Source organism: Streptococcus uberis (assembly GCF_900475595.1).
Classification (GTDB): domain Bacteria; phylum Bacillota; class Bacilli; order Lactobacillales; family Streptococcaceae; genus Streptococcus; species Streptococcus uberis.
In genome coordinates this window covers 42636-68104 of record NZ_LS483397.1, presented here as the reverse complement: position 1 = coordinate 68104, position 25469 = coordinate 42636, and the positions used below count along the sequence as shown (strand labels likewise).

Annotated in this window: 24 protein-coding genes; 2 read left to right on the top strand and 22 right to left on the bottom strand. The window is 37.5% G+C overall.

Annotated elements, in window-relative coordinates; translation table 11 throughout:
* Positions 1–126: 126 nt before the first annotated feature.
* From DQM95_RS00415 to purD, 10 genes are all read right to left on the bottom strand, one after another.
* Positions 127–1905 carry an acyltransferase family protein gene (locus tag DQM95_RS00415; RefSeq protein WP_012657628.1) on the bottom strand — a complete coding sequence of 593 codons (1779 nt, stop codon included), beginning with the start codon at positions 1903–1905 and terminating at the stop codon, positions 127–129.
* A complete protein-coding gene (locus tag DQM95_RS00410) occupies positions 1902–2315 on the bottom strand; it encodes an MORN repeat-containing protein (RefSeq protein WP_012657627.1) in 414 nt (137 codons plus the stop codon). Before DQM95_RS00410 ends, DQM95_RS00415 begins: the two co-directional genes overlap by 4 nt.
* Positions 2316–2319: 4 nt before the next feature.
* Positions 2320–2748, bottom strand: coding sequence for a low molecular weight protein-tyrosine-phosphatase (locus DQM95_RS00405; RefSeq protein WP_012657626.1), 429 nt, complete (start codon positions 2746–2748; stop codon positions 2320–2322).
* Positions 2749–2998: 250 nt separating this feature from the next.
* On the bottom strand, positions 2999–4003 hold the full coding sequence (gene ruvB / locus DQM95_RS00400) for a Holliday junction branch migration DNA helicase RuvB (RefSeq protein WP_012657625.1): 1005 nt from the start codon (positions 4001–4003) through the stop codon (positions 2999–3001).
* Between the two features lie 31 nt (positions 4004–4034).
* Entirely contained in the window at positions 4035–4133 is a 99-nt protein-coding gene (locus DQM95_RS10095) for a quorum-sensing system DWW-type pheromone (protein ID WP_198433762.1), read from the bottom strand.
* A 98-nt stretch (positions 4134–4231) separates the two neighbouring features.
* Positions 4232–5146 (bottom strand): helix-turn-helix domain-containing protein, encoded by a 915-nt coding sequence (locus DQM95_RS00395; protein ID WP_249630218.1) that lies wholly within the window; start codon positions 5144–5146, stop codon positions 4232–4234.
* Positions 5147–5264: 118 nt separating this feature from the next.
* Positions 5265–6557, bottom strand: a complete 1293-nt coding sequence (gene purB / locus DQM95_RS00390; RefSeq protein WP_012657622.1) for an adenylosuccinate lyase — start codon at positions 6555–6557, stop codon at positions 5265–5267.
* Between the two features lie 309 nt (positions 6558–6866).
* The gene (gene purK, locus DQM95_RS00385) at positions 6867–7940 is read right to left on the bottom strand and encodes a 5-(carboxyamino)imidazole ribonucleotide synthase (protein WP_111685883.1); all 1074 of its coding nucleotides are present in this window, start codon (positions 7938–7940) and stop codon (positions 6867–6869) included.
* Complete coding sequence (purE, locus tag DQM95_RS00380; RefSeq protein ID WP_012657620.1) at positions 7927–8415, bottom strand: 5-(carboxyamino)imidazole ribonucleotide mutase; 489 nt, start codon at positions 8413–8415, stop codon at positions 7927–7929. Before purE ends, purK begins: the two co-directional genes overlap by 14 nt.
* 46 nt (positions 8416–8461) lie before the next feature.
* Entirely contained in the window at positions 8462–9724 is a 1263-nt protein-coding gene (gene purD / locus DQM95_RS00375) for a phosphoribosylamine--glycine ligase (RefSeq protein ID WP_037593506.1), read from the bottom strand.
* A gap of 1032 nt (positions 9725–10756) precedes the next feature.
* On the opposite strand from purD, the gene DQM95_RS00365 reads away from it, so the two are divergent.
* Entirely contained in the window at positions 10757–11845 is a 1089-nt protein-coding gene (locus tag DQM95_RS00365; RefSeq protein ID WP_037593501.1) for an SH3 domain-containing protein, read from the top strand.
* A gap of 145 nt (positions 11846–11990) precedes the next feature.
* On the opposite strand, the gene DQM95_RS00360 is transcribed toward DQM95_RS00365, so the two are convergent.
* Genes DQM95_RS00360 through DQM95_RS00340 form a run of 5 tightly spaced genes read right to left on the bottom strand, consistent with a single transcriptional unit; the run spans position 11991 to position 16381 of the window.
* Positions 11991–12398 (bottom strand): PTS sugar transporter subunit IIA, encoded by a 408-nt coding sequence (locus DQM95_RS00360; protein ID WP_012657614.1) that lies wholly within the window; start codon positions 12396–12398, stop codon positions 11991–11993.
* Position 12399: 1 nt separating this feature from the next.
* The gene (locus DQM95_RS00355; RefSeq protein ID WP_012657613.1) at positions 12400–13218 is read right to left on the bottom strand and encodes a PTS system mannose/fructose/sorbose family transporter subunit IID; all 819 of its coding nucleotides are present in this window, start codon (positions 13216–13218) and stop codon (positions 12400–12402) included.
* A complete protein-coding gene (locus DQM95_RS00350) occupies positions 13205–14086 on the bottom strand; it encodes a PTS mannose/fructose/sorbose/N-acetylgalactosamine transporter subunit IIC (protein ID WP_012657612.1) in 882 nt (293 codons plus the stop codon). Before DQM95_RS00350 ends, DQM95_RS00355 begins: the two co-directional genes overlap by 14 nt.
* A gap of 25 nt (positions 14087–14111) precedes the next feature.
* Positions 14112–14600, bottom strand: a complete 489-nt coding sequence (locus DQM95_RS00345) for a PTS sugar transporter subunit IIB (protein WP_012657611.1) — start codon at positions 14598–14600, stop codon at positions 14112–14114.
* On the bottom strand, positions 14597–16381 hold the full coding sequence (locus DQM95_RS00340; protein ID WP_037593498.1) for a glycoside hydrolase family 35 protein: 1785 nt from the start codon (positions 16379–16381) through the stop codon (positions 14597–14599). The genes DQM95_RS00345 and DQM95_RS00340 overlap by 4 nt, the downstream gene beginning before the upstream one ends.
* 136 nt (positions 16382–16517) lie before the next feature.
* Between DQM95_RS00340 and DQM95_RS00335 the strand changes: the two genes are divergently transcribed.
* Complete coding sequence (locus DQM95_RS00335; RefSeq protein WP_037593496.1) at positions 16518–17234, top strand: GntR family transcriptional regulator; 717 nt, start codon at positions 16518–16520, stop codon at positions 17232–17234.
* Between the two features lie 32 nt (positions 17235–17266).
* On the opposite strand, the gene lacD is transcribed toward DQM95_RS00335, so the two are convergent.
* The 7 genes from lacD to purF all read right to left on the bottom strand — a co-directional run bounded on the left by lacD (position 17267) and on the right by purF (position 25439).
* Positions 17267–18247, bottom strand: a complete 981-nt coding sequence (gene lacD / locus DQM95_RS00330; protein ID WP_111685882.1) for a tagatose-bisphosphate aldolase — start codon at positions 18245–18247, stop codon at positions 17267–17269.
* A 10-nt stretch (positions 18248–18257) separates the two neighbouring features.
* Positions 18258–19433 carry an SIS domain-containing protein gene (locus DQM95_RS00325; protein WP_012657607.1) on the bottom strand — a complete coding sequence of 392 codons (1176 nt, stop codon included), beginning with the start codon at positions 19431–19433 and terminating at the stop codon, positions 18258–18260.
* 18 nt (positions 19434–19451) lie between these two features.
* Positions 19452–20183, bottom strand: a complete 732-nt coding sequence (locus DQM95_RS00320) for a GntR family transcriptional regulator (protein WP_012657606.1) — start codon at positions 20181–20183, stop codon at positions 19452–19454.
* 324 nt (positions 20184–20507) lie between these two features.
* Positions 20508–22055, bottom strand: a complete 1548-nt coding sequence (gene purH / locus DQM95_RS00315) for a bifunctional phosphoribosylaminoimidazolecarboxamide formyltransferase/IMP cyclohydrolase (protein WP_037593573.1) — start codon at positions 22053–22055, stop codon at positions 20508–20510.
* A gap of 69 nt (positions 22056–22124) precedes the next feature.
* Positions 22125–22679, bottom strand: a complete 555-nt coding sequence (purN, locus tag DQM95_RS00310) for a phosphoribosylglycinamide formyltransferase (RefSeq protein ID WP_012657599.1) — start codon at positions 22677–22679, stop codon at positions 22125–22127.
* Positions 22676–23698 carry a phosphoribosylformylglycinamidine cyclo-ligase gene (gene purM, locus DQM95_RS00305; protein WP_012657598.1) on the bottom strand — a complete coding sequence of 341 codons (1023 nt, stop codon included), beginning with the start codon at positions 23696–23698 and terminating at the stop codon, positions 22676–22678. Before purM ends, purN begins: the two co-directional genes overlap by 4 nt.
* 286 nt (positions 23699–23984) lie before the next feature.
* Complete coding sequence (purF, locus tag DQM95_RS00300; protein WP_037593577.1) at positions 23985–25439, bottom strand: amidophosphoribosyltransferase; 1455 nt, start codon at positions 25437–25439, stop codon at positions 23985–23987.
* Between the last annotated feature and the right edge of the window lie 30 nt (positions 25440–25469).

The following is a 25469-nucleotide window of genomic DNA, read 5'->3' as shown; positions in this document are numbered from 1 at the left end:
AAAAGTTTCACAATTTCGTTTACAAAAATATTATAACACAAAATAAAAGTTTGTAAATAGTTTCACAATAAATTTGTGAACTTTTTTTCAAACTTTTTTTGACAAAAAAATAAGACCTTTAAAGTCTTATTTTGCTTCTTGCTTGGCTGCTCTTTCAACAGCTGTCTTTATAGTAGTTACATACAATTCTGCCCCTTTTGTGTCAGCATCACTATAATGAACACCATCAGTTCCTTCCCAAATATCTGGGTTTTCAGTTGCAACTTTATACCAGTCTGCAATGGTTACATAGGAATATTTTTTGGCCAGTTGATTTTCATATTCTCTGGCCTCTGCTACTTGTGACAAGTTTTTGGCATTATAAGGGGATACCAAAACAAGTCGATGCCCCTTGGGCAAATCTTTAATAAATTTTTGCAAATCCTCTTGATAACTATCGAGTGAGTTCACACCAACAGCTAATACCGTTGTTTTTGATAAGGTTTTACTTTCAACTCGGTTATCAAAAATCTCATAAGCTAAACTAAAATTCCGGCTTACCGCTGCATCTAATTGAGCGCCAGGCATTATTTTTGCAAATGCATTTTGAGATCTCAAAGCAACTGAATCACCAATAATGGTAATATCACTCAGTGCATTTGCATCCCCAGCTGCAATAGTATGTGTTTGATTGATGTTACTTTGATTCTGTTGCAATGCACCAACCAATAATTGCTTTTCAAAATTCCCTATTTTAGGTGCTGTTAATACTCGCCCAACTGTTAATAAAATCAAAAACGAACCAAAAATCGCACCCCATTTGACATATGGCATTAAATCCAATTCATATCCAAATAATCTTGGTTTTTTGCCTGAAATAAATGGCTCTAAAATATAATAAGAAACCGATGCAAAAAGGAAAGAGAAGAAGAGCGTTAGAAAAACGGCCAATCCATTTCCCATGAGTTGTGAAAAAATAATGTAAAATGGCCAATGGAAAAGATAGACGCCATAACTGACCTCAGCAATATAGGTTAAAAGATAAGGTTCCTCCACCTCAGGTGTTTGATCATTTAAAACACGCGCTGCATAAATCATCACAGCGGCAAATAGACTTGCTAAAACAAAACCAAATAGATAAGTAAATAAATGATTAAAATCTAGAGATAAAGTCAATAAAAACAAGAGCGCAAAAGCTCCAAAAATAACCCCTATAACATATTTTTTAGGCCATAATTTTACATTTTTTTGGAATCGGACAGTGGTATCCTTTATACCAGAGATCGTTGCAAACATAGCCCCTAAGAAGAAAGGGAAAATGTGCGCAAGACTTGAAAAATAAATCAATGAAAAATTCGAAACAAAGAAAGCTCTAATAAACATATATAAGAAGCTCATGATAAAAATAAGACCTGAAATCATGAAAAGAAGGCTTCTAAACTGCTTATCATCATAATTTTTCTTGGCTAAATACCATACGCCTAAGCCCCATAATAAATAAAAATGAACTTCAATGGCTAAACTCCAAGTGTGTACAAAGAGATGAGGGATAAATTGACTCTCATAACTACTACCAGTAAGTATCTCATAAATATTGGTTGTAAAGCCAATGGTAGCAGCAATTTGTCGACCAATGCTAGCCACAAAATCACTTTTTACCAAAAAAGTAAAAGGCATGACTAGCAAAATCATTAAAACAAGAGGAGGAACTATTCGATAAAAGCGTCTCCTGTAAAAACCAATAATATCAATCTTTTGATTTTTTGAATATTCATCAATTAGTAAGGCCGTGATTAAATACCCTGAAAAGGTGAAGAAAATATCAACACCGATAAAACCACCCGAAAAACTATTTTTAAAAAAGTGGTAAATCAGAACCAAAAAAAGTCCCGTAACCCTAATTAAGGAAAACCATTTTATTCTCATTTTTGAAAAATCCCCTGCTTAAAGGTTCCTTTATAAACCTTATTGTTTTTTGCTTTTAAGACACCTTTACCATCAGCCTGACCCTTTTTAAAGTCGCCGCGATAAGACCAACCATTACTGGCTTTAAATGTACCTTTACCATCAAATTGACCATTTGTAAAATGGCCTTGATAGCTGTCTCCATTCTCAAAAGTCAATTGTCCTTCACCATTCATCCTGTTATTAACAACATATCCTGAATATTTGATTTGTCCATGATTATAAGTCAAGACTTGTTTTGACTTTCTCTCAGCGGTCAATACTGTCAGACCACAAATCACTAAGAAAATAGCCGAAATAACTTCCACCTTACTCCTTGTGATATTGCTATTTTTGAAAAATGTTTTTAATGTTTGCAATTGCTCTCTCATACTGTTATTTCCCTAATGTTGTCAACCATCGACGACACCCTTTACTAACCAAATCATAGGTTTCTTCAAAATCACCTGTATACCATGGATCAGGAACACCCTTGTCAAGGAATAGATGTATCTTTTCATCCCATCTCCCCTTCGATAGTGTTAACAAATCTAAAACGTTTTTCTCATCCATGCCAAGAATAAGGTCAAAATCTTGTAAATCTTTTTCTAAAATTTGCATTGAGGTTTTAGAAGAATCAAAAGGAATGTCATACTTCTTTAATATTTTTTGAGTGCCAAGATGGATAGGGTTCCCGTGCTCCCAATTTGAAGTGCCCCTACTTTCAATGTGTAAACTGTTATCATCATCTAGAGACTTCATTACAAATTCTGCCATTGTGCTACGACAGATATTACCCAAACAGACAAAACAAATTTTTTTCATCATGAACACCTCTTCCATATTATAACAAATTATCTATTTTTAACTGAAAAATCCAACCTTTATTTTTAGTTTACCTCGAAAATATATTATATCACGCCTTATCTTTATTTTCTTTCATTTTAAGCTATTTTTAAGTTTTTAAGGCTATGATAGAATCATCCTAAAAATAACTTTTTTCATAAATCTCACAAAAGACCTCCAACATATCCTGTTGGAGGTCTTTTGTTTATTCAATTTATAAAATATTTGCCTATTCCGTTTTTGTATCTAATGGGTACTTCAGGTGACGGTAGGCTTTTTCTGTTGCTACTCGGCCCGTTCTGGTTCTCATAATAAACCCTTTCTGAATAAGATAAGGCTCATACATATCTTCAACAGTATCTCTTTCTTCAGCAATATTGACAGATAAGGTTCCTAATCCCACTGGACCACCGTTATACATTTCAATCATGGTTCTGAGAATTTTCTGATCGACATAATCTAAACCTTCATGATCAACATCAAGCATTTCTAAAGCCTTGTCGGTCATTTCTTTCGTGATTACCCCATCACCCATAATCTGAGCATAATCTCGAACTCTTTTTAATAAGCGGTTAGCAATTCGGGGGGTTCCTCGACTACGTTTTGCTAATTCCAAAGCAGCTTCATGGACAATAGCCATTTCGAAGATATCAGAGGTACGTTCCACAATTTCCGTCAGATCATCAACCTGATAATATTCCATATGCCCAGTGATTCCAAAGCGAGCTCTTAGAGGATTTGATAACATCCCCGCACGAGTCGTTGCTCCAATTAATGTAAAAGGAGGAAGTTCTAGATGAACACTCCTACTTGTGTCTCCTGCTCCAATCATAATATCAATGTAAAAATCTTCCATGGCGCTATATAGTACTTCTTCAACAGCCATTGGCATACGATGAATCTCATCAATAAATAAAACATCTCCGGGTTCTAAATCATTTAAAATAGCAACAAGGTCTCCTGCCTTTTCAATAGCTGGACCGGAAGTTTGTTTTAAATTAACACCAAGCTCATTAGCAATAACGAATGCCATGGTTGTCTTACCTAGGCCCGGAGGCCCAAAGAGTAAGACATGATCAAGTGATTCATCTCTTAATTTCGCTGCTTCAATAAAGATAGACAGTTGATTTTTAACTTTATCTTGTCCAATGTATTCTTTCAGGTATTGAGGGCGAAGCGTCCGTTCAATTAACTCTTCATCACCCATTAAATCGTTATCTAATATTCTAGTCATGACATCATTATATCATAAAGAATATTGGGTATCATCCGATATGCCACCAATCTTTTTCAGATAGAAAAGTAATCAGTGCAACAGCTAGAAAAGAAAAAGTAGTTACATAAAAATGAATTTTTTTAAACATAAATGTTTCTCCTTTTATTTTTTATCTATTGTAACGAAAAGAATAAAAAAACAACATGACATAAATGTCATGTTAAAAAAATAGTTCTCAACTTCCTTTTAAATTTCCTTCTGACTTTCCAATGTCTTTACCTTATCTTGATCCTCTTGCCAAGCATTTACTATCATAGTTTTTAAATACTCATCCCCATGTGTCCGGGCAAATAGCAAGGACTGTTGATAGTAATAGGGAGCTTTTCGGAAATCTTTTTCATGAAATAGGGTATAACGCCACTCATACATATAATAAATAGGCATTCTTTGAAAATCTTGCGTAATTGTCATAATACGACGACAGACATTTAATAGTGTCCGTATTTTTACATATTCTTCAATGGTTAATCCAACTGCAATAGCAGTCATCAAAACATTGTTGAGTAAAAATAAATCTTTGAAATCTAACTTTTCTTCTAAGAGGATCAACTTACTGGTAAAGCATTCAAAGATTCCTTTATCAAAAAGTGTTTCTTTAAATGAAGAGACATAACCACAGGTTAAATATAAATCTATAAAAAAGATATCATTCAGATCATAGGTTTTTTTCTTTTTTATTTGATCAATATATTCAAGCAAAAGATCTTGACCATAAACGCTATTCCCACTTTGATAAACTTCAAATCTAGACTGTAAGCGATCAATGAGTACCTGTTCTTCTTCAGGCAAATCCGCATAATAATCTTCAAAAATGATATCAAACTGGGATTCTCTTTCTTCTATAGAGTCTGTATTCATATAAGTCGGATGTCTTAAAATCAAATACTTCAATTCTTGATAGCGTTTTGGCAGGTCAAGTTCTTTAGGATTGACGAAATCAGACAAAGGGACTCCTAATTTTTTTGCAATAAAAAGAGCTTTGGCTAGAGAAGGATTAGATTGTCCAGATTCAATTCTTGCTAGTTGACGAACTGATAATTCCGACTCATCACCACAAAGAGCCTCTCGTGTCATCTGTTTTTTCTTTCTCAATTCTTTCATTTTAAGACCTAAGCCTTGCATGATTCACACCCCAATCTCACATTTTTATTAATTATAACATTTTTATTATTTTTTGTTAATGATTAAACAATAAAAAAATAAGGCCTTCGCCTTATTTCTATAAACCTAATCGTTTAAAAATGTCATCCACACGTTTGGTGTAGTAAACAGGGTTAAAGAGTTCATCAATTTCTTCTTGCGTCAAACGTGATGTTACGGCTTCATCCGCTTCCAGAAGAGGTTTAAAATCTACTTGATTATCCCATGAATAAGCTGTTTTTGGTTGCACCAAGTCATAGGCTTCTTCCCGAGTCATTCCTTTTTCAATTAACTTAAGCATAACGCGCTGACTAAAGATAAGACCAAAGGTGGAACCCATGTTGCGGATCATATTTTCAGGAAATACTGTTAAGTTTTTAACGATATTGCCAAAGCGGTTAAGCATGTAATTGATTAAAATGGTTGTGTCAGGAGTAATAATCCGTTCGGCAGAAGAATGCGAAATATCACGTTCATGCCATAAAGGAACATTTTCATAAGCTGTGAGCATATGACCACGAATAACACGCGCCAAGCCAGTCATGTTTTCAGAACCAATTGGATTGCGTTTGTGTGGCATTGCTGAGCTCCCTTTTTGCCCTTTAGCAAAGAACTCTTCCACTTCGCGTTGTTCAGATTTTTGCAAACCTCGAATTTCAGTTGCCATACGTTCAATAGACGTTGCGATGCTCGCTAGAACCGCAAAATATTCTGCATGAAGGTCACGCGGCAATACCTGTGTTGAAATCTCTTGGGGGCGGATGCCAAGTTTATCGCAAACATATTCTTCCACAAATGGCGGAATGTTAGCAAAATTGCCTACCGCGCCAGAAATTTTCCCTGCCTCAACACCAGCTGCAGCATGCTCAAAACGCTCTTGGTTACGTTTCATTTCGCTGTACCAAGTGGCTAATTTAAGACCAAATGTTGTAGGCTCCGCATGCACACCGTGCGTACGACCCATCATAATCGTCATTTTATGTTCGCGTGCCTTTTCAGCCACAATTTGCGTAAAGTTTTCAAGGTCACGACGGATAATGTCATTAGCTTGTTTGTAAAGGTAGCCATAGGCTGTGTCAACAACGTCAGTCGAAGTCAACCCATAATGAACCCATTTGCGCTCTTCACCAAGGGTCTCAGAAACCGCACGGGTGAAAGCCACCACATCATGGCGAGTCTCTTTTTCAATCTCAAGAATACGATCTACATTAAAATCCGCATTAGCACGAATCTTAGCCACATCTTCCTTAGGAATCTCACCAAGCTCAGCCCAAGCTTCATCAGCCAAGATTTCCACCTCTAACCAAGCACGGTATTTATTCTCTTCACTCCAAATGTTCGCCATCTCAGGGCGTGAATAACGTTCTAACATAATTTATGATACAGAGGGCGTTCAAAAGCAAAAGAAAAATAGGAAACTAACGCAGTGTGCTTGCACACAAGGCAGTTTATCTTTTTTCCGAAGCTTTTAGCCCGAGTTCAAATACTCGGTAAAACCCTCTTTCCTTTCTTTATCTTAATTTTTGAATGGAAGTCCGTAGCCCGTATTCGATTTAGTGAATACGATGCCCTTCTTTCTTTTTTATAAAAAATCTTCTGTCCCAGTCGAGGGGTCGAAATCACAGACAGTACTTGCGTACAACAAGACGAGACAAGGACGAATCAAAATAAAAATAGTCTCCTAAAACTCCTCAACCTCATCAGGCACATCACTAAACAGCGTCACATGTCCCATTTTGCGGTTATGTTTCGCTTCTAGTTTACCATAAAGATGAAGGTGGGCGCTAGGGTTTTCTTGGACATAGGCTTGCGCTTTGTCCATATGTTGACCCAAGACATTGAGCATAACAGCTGGAGCATGCAAGGTAATGGCTGGCAGCGGCAAACCAAGCACTCCCAGAATGTGCGTGTCGAACTGAGAGAAATCACAAGCTTCGATGGAATAGTGTCCAGAATTGTGTGGACGAGGGGCAATTTCATTAACCATAATATCGTCTTTTGAAGCAAACATCTCTACGCAGAGCGTTCCAGCCAGATTTAACTGTTTAGCTATTGCTAATGCCATATCTTTAGCTTTTTCGGCTAAAGCTTCTGAAATACGAGCTGGCACAATGGTCTTAGACAAAATATTATTTCTGTGAATGTTTTCTTGGACTGGGAAGACCGTAAATTCTTTCTGGTTACCTGAGACGATAACAGACACTTCAAGATCGAAATGAACGAATTCTTCCAAGACACAGTCAGCAGCGTCAGCTAATTTTCTAGCCTTAGGAAGATCAGCTTCAGACTTAATCACGATTTGGCCGTGACCATCATAGCCACCAGTTGCTGTTTTAAGGACATGGTTTTTAGTTAAGTCAATGGCATCCAAGTCAGCTGCAGATTTAATCACTTTATAAGGCGCTACTTTGACACCTGCTTTGTTGGCAAGAAAGTCTTTTTCAGTGATGCGATTTTGAGAGATTCGTAAAAGGTCTGTCCCTTGTGGTAATTGACCATCATTAATAACAGCATCTAAACCATCAGCATCAACATTTTCAAATTCATACGTGAGGACGTCACAACGGTCTGCCAACTGGCGAAGCGCATCAACGTCATCATAAGGTGCCACAATGACTTCACTGACACGTGATGATGGGCAATCAGCAGCTGGATCCAAAGTAATCACCTTATGCCCCATGTAAATGGCCGAAATAGCCATCATTTGACCTAGTTGACCACCACCAATAATTCCAATTGTTTTAGTTGAGCTCATCTGTCATAGCCTCCGCAAGTTTACCTTGTTCCAATTGGAAATCAGCTAATGCCTGAGCCATTTTGGGGTCTTCAATAGAAAGGATTCGTAAAGCTGTCAATGCTGCATTGGTAGCCCCTGCTTCACCAATAGCCATAGTTGCAACAGGAACGCCACCTGGCATTTGCACAATAGAGTATAGGGAATCAAGACCACTCAAAGCACGTGACTTCACAGGTACACCAATAACCGGCAAGGTTGTTTTAGCAGCTACCATTCCAGGCAGATGCGCTGCACCTCCAGCACCCGCAATAATAATCTTGATACCACGGCCACGCGCTTCTTCGGCATGCTTGAACATCAAGTCAGGTGTCCGATGAGCAGAAACCACTTTTTTCTCATAGGCAATGCCAAATTTATCCAAGACTTCTGCTGCTTTTTGCATAGTTGCCCAATCAGAACTAGACCCCATGATGATGGATACAATAGCTTCCATTTTCTCTCCTTTTTTTATAACTTTTCTTTTTGTTTCATATTTAACCTTACTTCAAAGCCTTGCTGCCGATGTCATTACGGTAAAAGAGCCCTTCTGTATTCTGGTTTTTGAGTTCTCGATAGATTTTGTCTTGCGCAGCTTGAACACTATCTTCTGTGGTGACGAGCATATAGACACGTCCACCGTTTGATAGCAGAGCTTGGCCATTTTCATCAAACTTAGCGCCGGCATAATAAGTAATGATATCATCTTCTGTTTTACTAGGAAGTTCAACACCTTTGTCATAGGCTAATGGGTAGCCATTTGAGGCCACAACTACTCCAAGTGTTACGCCTGTATCAAGCCAAGTCATATCAGGTTCTTTTTGATCTAAAATATCTGTCATATTTTGTGCAAAATTTGACGTTAAGCGTGGCAAAATGATTTGTGTCTCCGGATCACCAAAGCGAGCATTAAATTCAATAACTTTTGGTCCATCTTCCGTCAAAATCAAACCGCAGTAAAGTATCCCGAGGTAAGGACGTCCTTCTTGAATCATGCCATTAATAACAGGTTTCACAATGCTTTCAATGGCTGTATCAATCACTTCCTGAGAGATATGAGGTACTGGGGCATAAGCTCCCATTCCACCTGTATTTGGACCTTTGTCGCCATCATAGGCCCGCTTATGGTCTTGAGCTGTTGGCATGATATAGAACTTATTCCCATTGACAAAGGCAAATAACGAAAACTCCTCACCCTCTAGGAATTCCTCGATTACCACACGAGCTCCTGAGTCTCCAAATTTGTTATCTAAAAGCATATCACGGGCAGCATCAATAGCTTGATCTACCGTTTCCGCAACCACCACACCTTTACCTAGAGCCAAGCCATCAGCCTTAACAACGATTGGTGCACCTTTTTCCAGGATATAGGTCTTGGCTTCTTCGAAGTCGGAGAATGTGCCATAGGCTGCTGTTGGAACTTGGTACTTAACCATGATTTCCTTAGCATAATCTTTTGACCACTCTAGCTCTGCTGCCAAACGGCTTGGACCAAAAGCTTTCAAGCCAGCTCTGTTAAAATCATCGACAATACCAGCTGCTAAAGCATCGTCTGGGCCTATAAAAGTCCAAGCAATGTCATTAGCCTTAGCAAAATCAATCAACTTAGAATGTTCGGATATAGCAATATTGACCAGATTCAAGCCATCAAGAGTCATCCCATCATTACCAGGGGCAACATAAACCTTGTCTACTCCTTCAGATTCTAACAACTTTTTAGCAATAGCATGCTCTCGACCACCTGAACCAACAACAAATAGTTTCATTCTTTACCTCATAAAAGCGAATTTAATATAACAAGTATACCATATTTGTTCGTGAATTTAAAAGATATCCTAAAAATAATAGGATATCTTTTACATTGTTATGATGCTTAAAAGTAAATACAGACGATACTGTTATAGATGAGTTCTTTTTATAATCTCTTATCAACACTATTGTCATTATCTGTATCAATCTCTCAATCTACAACTATGTTTTTCTATTTTATCTAAATAAAATGTCAGAATGGAAAAGATACTTAAAAATAGGAGGGCGAGAATAATAGCATCTGACAGGCTTATTCGAATAAAGCAAAAAGATAAAACTGAAAAATAAGTCATCAGGTAATCACTGAGAAATAAAATGAAGAAAAGTCTTAACCAACTACCATCCTTAACAATCTTCTCCGAATTAAAATATAATCCTATCAATAGCAATTGGCTTAGCCAGTTAATCTGATAGTCAGTTTGATAATTAATATTGTGAATGCTAATAAAAAGCATAACAAAGGTCATGAAACAACTGCAAACTTGCAGTTTCTTTTGAACTGAAATTGTTTTTAAAATGGTTTTCATATAACGTCACCTTACCTTAATGATTACCATAATACTTACCCTTGGCTCTGTCAATTCAGATTTTAAAATCTAATTCAGATTTTAGACAAGACAAAATATTGGCCGTTTTGTCGAATGGAGGAGATAAGGGAAGCCGAATCAGACATTTTTGCTATAGTCACTGTCATCGTTTTTTGTTATGCTGACCTTGTCAATATAAAATATAATAGAAAGGAGACGTCGACCATCATGGATTCTCAGCCTCCAAAATCCCTGTTTTATCTCTGTCTCTTCTTTACTTTACTCTTTTGGATACTCAACTATTTTCATTTGAAAGAATGGCAAATTTTCGCATCATTGACCTTCATTTCTTCCTTAACCCTGTTATTTTATAGCAAAAATACTAAATGATAGGCTTTCCTAAAAAACAACTGTATTCCAGACAGTTGTTTTTTTTTCGAATAGATAAGAAAGGAGGATGACATGAAATTCATAAAAATCTTATTATCTCAAATCGTCAGTCTATTTTTGCTCTTAACGATCAGTTTACATTCTTTAGAGACAGTCAATGCAGCTGTACTGGGGGATGATTATCCCATTGCATGGAAATCCGGTTGGGGTACAGACACTTGGGGAATGTACCGAAGGCAATGCACCTCATTTGTTGCTTTTAGATTGAATCAAGTAAATGGGTTTTCAATCCCTTCTGGTTTAGGAAATGCTGATACTTGGGGTCATATTGCTAGACGAATGGGGTATCCTGTTAATGATATCCCAGCAGTAGGAGCCGTTGCCTGGTTTGATAAAGGAATAAATGGTTCTCATCTTGCCTATGGACATGTCTCCTGGGTTGCGGAGGTTAATGGTAATCTAGTTACCTTAGAAGAATATAATTTTGATGCCGGACAAGGTCCTGAACAATATCATAGAAGAGTCATTAACAGTCATCAAGTCAGTGGTTTTATTCATTTCAAAGATATCGATACTGGAAATATTCCCATCTCTTCTCCTATGCAAAGCCCGAAATCAACAATTCCAAACCAAGGGAGTTATCATTTTACCGAACAGATGCCCATAAAAGCTCAGCCTATTGCCAATAACCAAGCAATTGCCTTTTACCAGGCCGGCCAAATGGTTCACTATGATAAAACCGTAATTGCTGATGGTTATCAATGGCTATCATACATTGCCTATTCTGGTCAAAGACGCTACATCCCAATTGCTAAGGTAACTTCTAAGGAAAGTTCAAAACAGGAGGACTTTGCCCCAGGTGACCAAGTTACTTTTTCTGGTATTTACCAAGTCACTCAAATTCATGGTAGCCTGCTTTCTAGTAAGGACTTAGCTGGTGGAGAGCCTGGTCCTCTAAATTGGTTAGATCCAGGTCCTGTCCTTGAAAGCAACAGAGACGGACAACAAAGTGGAGATCAAATACTCTACCCCAGCGATTTCTTTATCATTCCAGGAAACTACAAAGTTTTACAGATTCACAAGGAAACAAAAGGACTCCTTATTCAAATAGGAAACCGACAAACTTGGGTATCAATGAACAAGGTTCAGAAATCTACATAATCTCAGAAGATGTCAAAAACGACCCTCGGGTAAGGGTCGTTTTTTCTACTAGGAGGTTTATGAAAAGAAGAATTATTAGGGTTCCTATTGCTAGGATATGTTTATCTTACACTAGCTTTCTTAAAGGCACCTTAACCATTTTTCTTTAAAGGTCGTCATCATCTGTTTCTATGCTGGACAGTATGGCATTAACATGATGAGTATTATCTATAGCGTAAGCTTTATAATCCACAGTTTCTCCTAATAGTTGACCATTAAGAAAGCCAATTACCATAGGCATGCTCATACCTGCATAAAGATCAAATCGAGTTCCTTCTAAGATTAACCGCGAAGCAACATTGCAAGGTGTTCCCCCCATCAAGTCTGCAAAAACTGTGACTTCTCCTTCATCTTGAATAGTGTTGAGAAATTTCTCTTTAAAGTCTTCTGCTCCTTCTGAAGGCTCTAGGCCAACTGTTAAAATATCCTCTTGTGGGCCCATAATCATTTCAACGCTATCTTTAAGAGCCTCACAAAATTTCCCATGACTGATTAATATTAATTTTTTTCCCATTTTAAACTCCTAGAATCTTAAAGTAAGACATTGCTAATGCAAAGATGATAATCAAGAAAATTGCCTTAGTTGGGGTCATACCTTTACGACCAAGTATCCAGAAAATAGCTCCTGTAAATAATGCAGGTAGTAATTGTGGAAAGATCGTGTTCATCAAGTCTTGAATATCAATGACTTTTTCACCTATTTTAGGAGCAGCTATGAAACGGAAATTAATCATTGTTGCAATTAAAGCACCAACCATGAAAACCCCCATTACGGAAGCTGCGTCTACAAGTGATGTTAGTTTATCGCGCATGGTTGTAACAAGTTTTGTTCCTTCTTTATAGGCAATTTCCAATTGTTTCCAACGAAAAACTGCAATTGCCATTTGAACACAAACCCACATCAGGATGCCTGTAACACCTGACCAAACACCTTCTTTTGCTAGTCCTGCTGCAATTGAACCCATAATTGCTGGTACTAATGATGCAAAAACAGAATCTCCAATTGGTGCAAAAGGTCCCATTAATCCTGTTTTAACACCATTAACGGCATCTTTAGAAGACAATCCTTCATTTTCCTCTAAAGCTAAATCAATTCCTGTAATAATGGTATGGAAAAAGTTTGAAGTATTAAAGAATTGTGTATGAACTCTCATCATTTCTTTTAATTCAGGTGTATTATCTCCATATATTTTACGAAGCTGAGGTAATATCATATAAAGATATCCAGAACCTTGCATTCGTTCATAATTCCATCCCCATTGAAAGGTGAAAAGACTACGTTTATTTATTTGATTAAAATCTTGTTTTGTTAGTTGATATTTAGATTTCGTCATCTTCTATTTCCCCACTTTCTGCCACTTCAACTTTTTGTTCTATGACGTTCACTCTTTGACCATTTTTGTAATGAAGAGTTGCTAATGCTGCACCGATAACAGCAATACCAATCATAGGAAGACCTTTAAATGGCGCTGCATTGAAATCTTTGGAAAGTGTAGCAAGAGCTCCACCCGCCGTTTGTAAATTACTATAAACAGTTGTTAGCATAGCAGTGATAGCAAAGCCTAATGCTAAATAATGAAGGTTACGTTTGACAGGTAAGTAATGAAGTAAAATGGCAAAACCAAGACCGGGTAGCATTTTTCCTGCCAAGGTTAAACCATCAGCTAACCATTGAACTTGTTGAATGCCGTCTACTAATGTTTGCACAAATCCACCACCGAGTGCAACAGCTAAAAAGACAGGGAGTGCTCTTGATAAGGCCCAAGGAAGAGCTCCCATCAGATAATCACGCTCAATACCTTTATAATTGAAATTTTCAACGTGTTTATCAATTCTATGAGCAAAATAGGTTGTTGAAAAACGTCCTAGGATATCTGTGTAAACCATCAAAGCTGCAACAGGTACAGCAATAGTCGAAATGGCCATTTCTGGTTTTATCCCTTGGGCTACTGAAAATGCTGTTGCAATAACTGCACCAGAAGTAGCGTCAATACGAGAAGCTCCACCAAATGTCCCTACTCCAAGAACCATTAATTGTAGACTACCACCAATCCACAAACCAGTCTCCACATCTCCCATGATAATACCGGCTATAAATCCTGCAAATACAGGGGAACCAGCTGACGAGTTAAGCGTTAATTCGTCCAAAATCTGGTAAGCTGAATAAAGGGTTAAAAATAAAATTTGCCACCATTGAATCATATTATTTTCCTCCTGAAAATAGTTTTTATTGTCTTACTTTGTTTAACAAGGTCATGAAATCTGAAGGCGTATCATTTGGAACCATTTGTGCAAAAAGTTTTGTACCACTTGATTGAATCGCATCAAAATCCGAAATATCCTGATCCACAACATTTATAGAACGGGTCACAGAACGTGTTTCAGAAGATTGTGACATATTCCCAACATTAACTTCCTCCAATGAAACACCTGCTTCAATGAGTCTTCGGAAATAGGAAGGTCGTTTGGCAACAATCATTAACCTTTGAGAGTTATATCGTCCTTCCAAAATATTATTTGCAGCTTTTTCTACCGTCAAAATCGATAACTTAACACCTGCAGGGGTAGCAAGTTTTAATGCTGTTTTTTCAAGATCGTTGTTAACAATCTCATCATCAATAACCATGATCCGGCTAATATTTAGTTTCGTTGTCCATAAATTGGCGACTTGACCATGAATTAAACGGCCGTCAATACGTGTTGCAATAATTGTCATAAATTGTCTCCTTTTATATCTTTAAAAATAGGCTTTTTAACGAATTGGATAGAAGGGGTCATCTGACCTTCAGTCTCAAAAATGACCAATCTATTTTTTCCTAACTTGAGAAAACTTTCTGGAACGTAAAGCGATAAGTGAGGGCCAACATTCCAAAATCGTCCTAAATGATTGTTATTTATATAGGCTACACCTTTACCAAATTGACTTAAATCTAAATAAGTATCGCCCATCTGATCACAAACAAAATCATAGGCATAAAAACTTGGTAGGCCTTCTTGCCAAGAACCTGAAAAATCAACCTTTTCAATACTTTCTAAAGGAAGAGGATACTGCTGCCAATTCCCAACAAAGTGTAAGTCTGCCATAAGCCCTCTTCCAATTCCCTTACTTTGAGTAGGTGCAGTCAGTTTATGACCATAACTCACACGGCCCATGTTCTCAATCAAAATATCAAGCTGATTATTTTCGGTTTCTTGCTCAATGATAATATCATTTCCGATTTCAAATTGATATTGAGTTTCAATGAGTCTGTTGTTAAGATAAACTTTGGCCCGATCTCTTGCATCAATGAGGCGTAAACGCTCCCTAGCATTGTCTTTTGGCAAATAAGTTCTATAAAGTATATAGCCAGTTGTTTGGTTCAAACTTTCCATATTTACTGGATAAAACGCTTCTGTTAACGTACTAATGCTATCCAGGGTCTCAACCAAGTTAACTTTTTCTGTTAATGCGATATCTTTAATCGCTATAGTTTTATTTTCTAATGGTTTGTCAAAATGGAGATTAGGAAAGTTTTTCTGAAGACGTTCTTGAAGTAAAAAATATTTTGGCGTAGGATTTCCTGCTTCATCTAAGATTGCATCATAATCGTAAGAGGTTACTTGTGGTAAGTCTTGTTGAAGACGTGCCGAAGCCCCATTCATAAATCCAAAGTTTGTACCACCGTGAAACATATAAAGGTTAATACTACCCTCTTCTAGGACCTCCATAATAGCATCGATAGTTTCATTAGGGTCACGTCTTATAATTGGTTCTTTCCATCGATTAAACCAACCTATCCAAAATTCCATACACATTAAAGGCCATTTTTTATTATTCTCTTTAAAAAATGCTTTCATGCTTTCAAAATTAATCTTTGCTTTTGACCCAAAATTACCTGTGACAAGCACATCATCCTCAATTAGACTTCCAGATCGTAAAGTAGCATGCCAAGGACCATCAGAAGTAAATAGAGGAGCTGTAATTCCTAATTGACGCATCATAGTCATTAATTCTCTGAGATAGTCTTTGTCCTCACCATAAGATCCATATTCATTTTCAACTTGAAACATAAGTATATTGCCACCATTTTCAAGTTGTCTCTTAATGAGTTTTGGCATTAACACATCATAATAATCTTTTACATGTTTTAAATACTTGGGGTCACGTGATCTAACTCTTATAGGTTCATTTAATAGCCACCCAGGTAATCCACCGAACTCCCATTCAGCACAAATATAGGGTGAGGGTCTAACGATAGCATATAAACCCAATTCCTGAGCTAAATCAAGAAACCCTTCCAAATCTGCTAACCCATCAAAATGAAAGTTACCTTTTTGAGGTTCATGTAAATTCCATGGAACATAGGTTTCCACTGTATTGAAACCTAAAGCTTTTAAATTATACAAAGAGCGATACCAAGCCTCTGGTGCTACTCTAAAATAATGTATAGATCCTGATAATATTTTGAATGGTTTACCATCTAGATAAAAATTTTCTTTTATGTCAAAAGAAGTCATACAAAGCTCCCTTACGTTTTGTAACCGTTTACAATTCATTGGTAACTCAATTCTCTTTCTCAAGTCACCGTGATATCTTTTTTATTTCTGTTATAATAGTTCTAATAATATTCTATATTGGAGGAATGGCATTGTAATGGGAAATAACATTCCAAAATACCAACGCATCAAAGATCGCTTAAAAAATAAGATTCTCTCAGGAAACTATAAGAAAGGTGATCGTTTTTTTACCGAATCTGAGTTAATTCAATCCTTTCAAGTAAGTTCTATTACGATTATTCATGCTTTAAGAGAGCTTGAGAAAGAAGGTTATATTACTCGTAAACAAGGTCTTGGTACCTTTATTTCTCGTACTCGAGAAGAAAAAATGGTTCGCTACGCTTCACTAGATAAACAACTTTCCCAAAACGAGGATGTTACAGTTCTGTCTATAACAAAGGGTAACGATCCTCATTATTTGGAAAAATTGGATTTGCACAAAACGGAATGCTACTACGCTATCCATAGAGCACGTACACTGGACCAAATACCTTATCTTTATCAAATCTCGTATATACCACACGACTATCTCTTAAATCCTAATGCAGATTTATCAGCCTACCAATCTCTTTACAGGAGATTTTATAAAGATTTTGGCATCCAATTAATGGAGGAAGCATTTCAAACATATACAGATTTAAGCAATCGTGTCCCGGATGAGGTGAAAAGTTTTCTTCAGCTAAATGACCAGATACCTTGTGTTAGACAAACCAAGCTGACTAAGGCTAGAAAAACTAATCGCGTTCTTGAATACTGCGAGCTCTATAAATCCTGGCAATATTTTTCATTTAAAACAGCTTCTCTTGATTATTAGAACTTTCCATTGTTCAAAAGGACTAAATTATTCTATAACTTTAGCTCCCAAGAACTAGCTGTTCTTTCAATGACTTTATTAAGGCCATCAATATTATTAAAGCCTTCTGTGCGTAACCACTGACGAGCAGCTTCTTGTCCTTGACCAATGTAAACTGGAACGGAACCTGCCCATGTCGCCCGGCCACAGAGGACACCATTGAACTTAGCACCTGATTCTGCCGCAAAGACTAAGGTTTCTTGGAAAAGCTCCGCTGAAACACCGGCACTAAGGTAAATATATGGGAGGTGACTGGCAGCTTCTTGCTCTTTAAAGGCCTGCGCAGCTTCTTCCCTTGTGAAAACAGCTTCCCCTTCCGCGAATCCTTCTACATAGTTCATGTTTACAGGTACTTCTACTTTTAGGACATCAATGCCGAATCGCTCATCTGAGAAAACTTTCATGGCTTCGTTAACTTTATGGGCTTTAACTTTTGCGAATTCAAGACTGCCGTTATCCGCAATCTTTTCATCATATGTTAAAATTTCTAGGAAAAATGGGATATCTTCTGCCTGACATTCTGATCCGATGCGCTCAATATAGGCTTTTTTCTGATCATTGATAGCTTGGTCACCATCAACATCATAGTAAAGTAAGAATTTAACAGCGTCTGCACCTGCTTCTTTGAGGCGTTTTGCTGACCATTCCACTAAACAGTCCGGAAGTCGTGATGTCGTTGTGGCATCATAACCTGTTTTTTCGTATGCTAAAAGGAGACCAGCATGCTCATCTTTGACTTTAACAGCTGGTAAACCATACTCTGGATCTAGCAAAATTGATGAAGCATAGGGTGTTAATTCTTCTGAAACCATGACTTTCAATTCTTCAATTTGCTCTACTGTTGGCTCTGTACTTTGGTGAGCAGCCATCATGCGTTTTAAAGCCCCTCGTTGATCAAAAGCAAGAGCTGAAATAATACCATTATGGCTTAGTTTTTCTAACTTACGTCTCTTTTCATCTGTGATTTGGTACATTTTGACCTCCTTAACCCTTATAGGAATGAATGCTTACACCTTTGACAACTCTGTTGACTGTACCCGTAGCAGAAGGAGTATCTGGTAAATTTCCATGCTTTACAGATGTTAATAAAGCAATAGTTTGAGCAGCAACGATAATTGGGAAAGCTAGGTAAGCATCCGGTAAGAGTAGTTCTGATGGCAAATCAAAACGAGTGCCGGAAAAGTTAGATTGACCTACTTGTCCGATGGAGAGAGTTTTTAAGGCTATATCGTCTGATTTTACTTCTTCTAAAATATCAATATCATATTGACGAATATAAGGATCGTTATTGACAAAATCTATTAGGATTGTTTTATCTGTTAAAAATGACTTCGGCCCATGTCTAAAGCCCATTGAACTATCAAATAATGTAGCAATTTTACCTGCAGTCAATTCAAGCACTTTCAACTGAGCCTCACGTGTTAAACCTGCTAAACTTCCTGATCCTAAATAAACCAATCGATCAAAGTCCAAATCTGTGAGAGCTTTAAAATCTTCTTCTTTCTCAAAAATGTGTTGAGCCATTTTTTTCATCTGTTGAACAAATGCATTTTTTTCATCATCCAGATGGTTTTCGTCAAAAATCAACAAAGCTGTCAACATCATACAGGTAAAACTACCCGTCATTGCAAAACCAGCATCATTAGAACGACTTGGCATTAACAATAAAAGATTACGGTCATTTGTGATTGCCTTTTGAGCTAATTTTCCTTCCTCTGCACACGTTATAGTTAAATGGAAGCAATTATCAACAATTTGAGTCGCTAAATCTACCGCTGCGACACTTTCTGGACTATTACCACTTCTGGCAAAAGAGACTAAAATTACCGTGTCTTCTTTATAAAGGTAATAATGAGGAGCAGAAACTAAATCTGTTGTCGCAATACTTGAAAACAAGTATTGTTTTCTATTGCCATTAGTTTGAAGATAATTCCAAATGCTATTGCCAACATACTCTGAAGTCCCTGCTCCAGTAAAAATAACTTTTACTTTTTCTCCGTTAGCGCTTTCATTCACTTGTTTTAAAAAAGCATCTATACTTTCTTTTTGAGAAAGAAAAGTTTCCAATGCTTCTTGCCACAGTTCTGGCTGTTGGTGAATTTCTTTTGTGGTCATTTCTGCCCCTAATTCTTGAAGTTCTTTTTTATTCATTTTAAACATAATTAATCCTCCAATAAGTTAACTTTTATTTATGGTTGGTTGATGGGTGATACGATAACGGAACTGATCAGCCCTAGCAATACTAAAGGTGTATTCAATTAAAACATTTTTTTCATTATAGGTTTTGCGTATAACATGAAGAACCGGGTCTCCTTTTTTAATTTCCAATAAAGATGCCTCGTAATCCAAAGCTATGCTCGCATAGAATTCTTCTTCAGCAAAACGAACCATCTCATGATAATCCTCTGAAAAAATATCGTATAGAGGTTTTTGTCTTAACATCTCTTCAGAAAGAGTTGAGAATTTTTGAAAGGGTAGAAAAGTTCTTTCTAACATTAATGGTTTATCATCTGCTAAACGTAGACGTTCAAGTTCAAAAATTTCAGTCCCTTTATTCACGTCTAATAAAGTTGATAAATAGGGAGTAACCGTTAACTTTTCAAACGATAAGATTGTTGTTTTAGGTTCACGTCCTTGTTTTCTCATTTCTTCGGTAAAACTATAAGCAGCTGATAAATCTGTTGCAGGTTCATTGATACCTGAAACGTATGTTCCTTTGCCTTGTTTTTTGTAGATTAACCCTCTAATTTCTAGTTCTTTCAAAGCAAGACGTACTGTAATACGACTTACACCATAATGCTCACTCAATTCACGCTCAGATAATAATTTGTCATTTGGTGACATGGATTCTCTTATTTTTAACTCAAGCATGTCAACCAACTGCATGTATAAAGGTCTTTGGCTTGTCATCAATTCTCCTCCAACTGGTTATAAACACTTAAGAGTATATTATATTATTAATTACAAGTCAATAGAATAAGTTAAAATTTTACAAAATAAGTAAGATAATCTATCCATCTATCTAACACATCTCCTTAAAAATAAAAAAACTAGCCATTAAAAGCTAGTTTTTTAAGTCTTAGGAGGTTTATGAAAAAAGAATTATTAGGGTTCCTATTGCTAGGATAGTACTAGTATAAGATTCATTGCTTAATTAGACCTTAAAGATTTTTGACAGAAAGCTTAATAGGAAGATCACAAAAATCCTCAGATAAAACCTGAGGATTTGTATGATTAATGTCTAAAATGTCTCACGCCTGTGAAAATCATTGCAATGCCATGTTTATTTGCTGCATCAATGGATTCTTGGTCACGAACTGAGCCACCAGGTTGAATAATAGCTTTGATGCCAGCTGCTGCAATTTCTTCAATGTTATCCGCAAATGGGAAAAAGGCATCACTAGCCAGGGCTGCTCCTTCTAGACGATCCTTAGCTTGCTCAATAGCAATACGAACAGAAGCTACACGGTTTGTTTGACCAGGTCCAACACCAAGAGTCATATGATTATTGGCAATCAAGATACCATTTGACTTGACGTACTTGATGGCGCGCCAAGCAAATTCCAAAGCTTCTTTTTCGTCATCACTAGGTTGACGTTCGGTAACAACTTCCCAAGCGTCAGCTTTTTCCTCAATAACATCTTGATTTTGAACCAACATACCACCAACAACACCTGTGTATTCCGTCTCAATTTCTGAAGCAGTTTGCCCTTCAAATGGCAATTGGAGAATGCGAAGGTTTTTCTTCTTGTTTGTGAGAATAGCTAGCGCTTCGTCTGAATAGCTTGGTGCAATAATGATTTCTAGGAAGATAGGGTGCATTTTCTCAGCTGTCGCTTTGTCAACTTCTCTGTTCAGAACAACAATGCCACCAAAGATAGAAACAGAGTCAGCCTCGTAGGCATAATCCCAAGCTTTTTCAATAGTATCTGCTTGCCCAATACCACACGGATTCATGTGTTTAAGAGCCACTACTGTTGGACGTTCTTTGAAATCACGAATAATACGGATAGCAGCATCAGCATCACGAATATTATTAAATGACAACTCTTTACCGTTCAATTGTTTAGCAGAGGCAATTGAGTAATCTGTTGGCAAGGCTTTTTGATAGAAATCAGCAGCTTGCTGTGGGTTTTCTCCATAGCGCATTTCCTGTTTCAAATCATAAGTAAGTGTTAGTTTTTCAGGTTTTGTTTCACCAACTTGGGCAGTGAAATATTCAGCAATTAAAGCATCATACGCTGCCGTATGACGGAAAACCTTAGCTGCTAAAGCTTGACGAGTTTCATAGGTTGTTTCACCAATTTCAGTTAATTCTGCTAGCACGCGCTCATAATCACTTGGATCGACAACAACTGTCACACTAGCATGGTTCTTAGCTGCTGAACGTAACATTGAAGGACCACCAATATCGATATTTTCAACAGCTTGGGCATAGGTTACATCAGGACGTAAGATGGTTTCTTTAAACGGATAAAGATTAACAACCACTAGGTCAATAAGTTCAATACCGTTTTCTTGTGCTGCTTTGAGATGAGTATCTAAATCGCGACGGGCTAAAAGACCACCATGAATATTAGGATGAAGCGTCTTGACACGACCATCCATCATTTCTGGAAAACCAGTGATATCATCAATAGCAATGGTTTTTATTCCAGCAGTATCAAGCGCTGTTTTAGTACCGCCGGTAGAGATAATATCCCAACCTAATTTTTTGAGTTCTTGGGCAAAGTCTACAATGCCCGCTTTATCTGAAACTGAAATCAGTGCACGTTTTGTCATCGTTATTCCTTTTCTCTTCATATCTTGGAGTCGTCAGCTTTTGACGCCCTCATTTTTCTAAAACCACTTTTATGACTTATCCGCAAGGAGCTCTCTAATAACCTCAGGATACAACTTGTATTCTGCTTCATGGATTCTAGCTTCAAAGCTTTCAATGGTATCTTCTTTCAGGCGTGGGACACGGACTTGTTTGATTATTTGGCCAGTATCTACGCCACTGTCCACCCAATGAATGGTTACACCTGACTGCTCAACACCTGCTTGCCAAGCATCTTCGATGCCATGGGCACCTGGAAATTCTGGTAAATAGGCTGGATGAATGTTTATCATTTTACCCTGGTAGGCTTCTAATAAGGTTGGTCCAACAATTTTCATGTAACCTGCTAAACAAACAAGGTCAATATTATGATCATCCAGTAATTGGACAATTTTTTCTTCATAGGCCTGCTTGTTGTCAAACTCTTTGAGTTCAAAAGCGACAGCATTGACACCTAACTTGTTAGCACGCTCTAAGACATAGGCATCTCGATGGTCTGAAAAGACCAAGGCTACCTGGAACTGCTCGGCTATGACCTGAAAATTCGACCCATTACCAGAGGCAAAAACAGCTATCTTTTTGCTCATTTGATGATAACACTCTTATCTTCTTTTTTAATGATTCGGCCAATTTCATAAACAGGTTCATCAAGCAATTCCTTAACACGAGCCACATTTTCTGCTTTTACAGCAAGCATCATGCCAATTCCCATATTAAAGATTTCAAACATTTCATCATGTTTAATCTCACCATATGTCTCCAAAGCTTTGAAAATAGGCAAAACAGGGACTTTTTCTTCCCAGATTTCAGCTGCCAATTCCTCAGAAAACATGCGTGGCACGTTTTCGATAAAACCACCACCTGTGATATGCGCAATCCCATTTACAAGGTTCTCTTTTACTAATGGAAGCACAGCTTTAACATAGATACGAGTAGGTTCTAAAAGGACTTCTTTCAAAGCCTTGCCTTCAAGTTCAGGTAAAATGGCTTCGCCTTCATAATCAGCAAAGACACGACGAACAAGAGAGTAGCCGTTAGAATGAATGCCACTAGAGGCCAAACCTAACAAAACATCGCCTTCAGAAACTTTTGAGCCATCAATAATTTGTGATTTTTCAGCAATCCCTACAGCAAAACCTGCTAAATCATAGTCATCTTCACCATACATGCCTGGCATTTCAGCAGTTTCTCCACCAATTAAGGCAGCACCAGCTTGAACACAACCTTCCGCAACACCTGCAACCACCTGTTCTAATTTGGCAGGTTCATTTTTCCCAGTTGCAATGTAATCTAGAAAATAAAGTGGCTCTGCACCTGCAGCAATGATATCATTAACACACATGGCAACGCAATCTTGACCGATGGTATCATGCTTGTCATATTTAATAGCTAGCATTAATTTTGTACCAACACCATCCGTACCAGAAATCAAAACAGGTTCTTTAACACCAGTTTTAGAAAGGTCAAACATGCCACCGAAACCACCAAGTGCTCCCATCACGCCAGCACGTTCCGTTCGGGCAACATGTTTTTTGATACGTTCTACAACCTCATAACCCGCTTCAACATCAACACCAGATTGAGCATAAGCATTTTTTTCAGTCATTTCATTTTTCCTTTTCTTTTAAACAATCCTTGATAAGAGAACTCGCAGCTAAAGAGAGCCTCTTGCAAATTTTCTTTTCTAACACGTAAGATGATAGGTCAGATATCATATTGCTCCTAATCCACCGTGATTGAAGTGTTTAGTCCCAATCACAAGTAACACTTACGACCTGAGAAAACAAAGGCGATACTACTTTGTTTACGAAATAGTGGGGTGTTTAGGCAAGTCGCAAGATAGCGATTGCCGTCTTGTGATTAGGGTGTTTACTCCCAATCACAAGTAACACTTATTTCACCTTCTCAATATAAAAGCTCGTTTTTTCTTCTAAACTGCGAAGGTATTCTTCTTCATAGTCATATAGTGGTGTTGGGTATTTCCCATCAAAGTAAGCCACACAAAGGCCACCATTTGGAGCATCTGTTTTAAGACCGATAGAATCAATCATGCCTTCCAAGGAGAGGTAGGTTAAACTATCTGCTCCAATAATCTCACAAACTTCATCAACAGTATGATTTGCAGAAATTAATTCACGTCTCGTTTGAATATCAATTCCGTAAAAACAAGGATATTTTAATTCTGGGCTACCAATAGCCACATGAACTTCCTTTGCACCAGCTTCTCTTAAAAGACTAACAATACGACGAGAGGTTGTTCCACGAACAATAGAATCATCAACCATAACCACGCGCTTTCCTTTTACAACGCCCGAAACAGCTGACAACTTCATACGAACACCTTGTTCTCGTAATTCTTGCGTTGGTTGGATAAACGTTCTTTGGGTATACTGGTTTTTAACCAGCCCCATTTCATTTGGTAGACCAGATTCTTCCGCGAATCCCATTGCAGCTGAGAGCGATGAGTTGGGAACACCAACAACAATATCAGCTTCATGTTTAAACTCTTGTGCCAAGCGTCTTCCCATATTTTTTCGTGCCGTATGAACATTAACACCATAAATGGTTGAATCCGGTCTTGCAAAATAAACATATTCCATTGAACAGATAGCCAATTGCGTGTCTTTGGTATAGGTGTCATAAGTGATTCCATTATCATCAATGATAATGATTTCACCAGGTAAAACATCCCGTACCCATTTGGCTCCAATAACTTCAAAAGCACAAGTCTCGCTGGATATTACCCAAGCACCATTAGACATTTGACCAATAGAAAGGGGTCTAAAACCATTTGGATCTAGAGCAGCAATCAATTTGTCTTCAGTCATTAATAAGTAGGCAAAGCCACCTTTTACAGTGTTCAATGCTTCTTTTACTTTGCCCATAAATTCTGGATGGTGACTTCTTCTAATCAAATGCATCAAAATTTCAGTATCTGAGGATGCATTAAATATTGCTCCTTCACGTTCTAACTCCTTTTTCAATGAAAGTGCATTGGTCAAATTACCATTGTGGCATAGACCAAATTGCTCATCGGTAAAGTTGTATAAGAAGGGTTGAATGTTATTGATGGATGCCGTCCCAGCTGTTGCATAACGCACATGACCTATTGCGGCTGTCCCTGTTAATTTATCCAAATCACTTTGTTTCTTAAAGACTTCAGATAATAATCCTGTATCCCGATGCTGTTTTAAACGCCCGTTTTCATTGGCCACAATACCTGCACCTTCTTGGCCTCGATGTTGAAGACTATGAAGTCCAAAATAAGTAACCTGAGCTGCATGTGGATGTCCCCATATGCCAAATACACCACATTCTTCATTGAGTGATTTTATTTCATGTGTCATTTTTACCTCTGATAGTTTTGGGGATGTTCC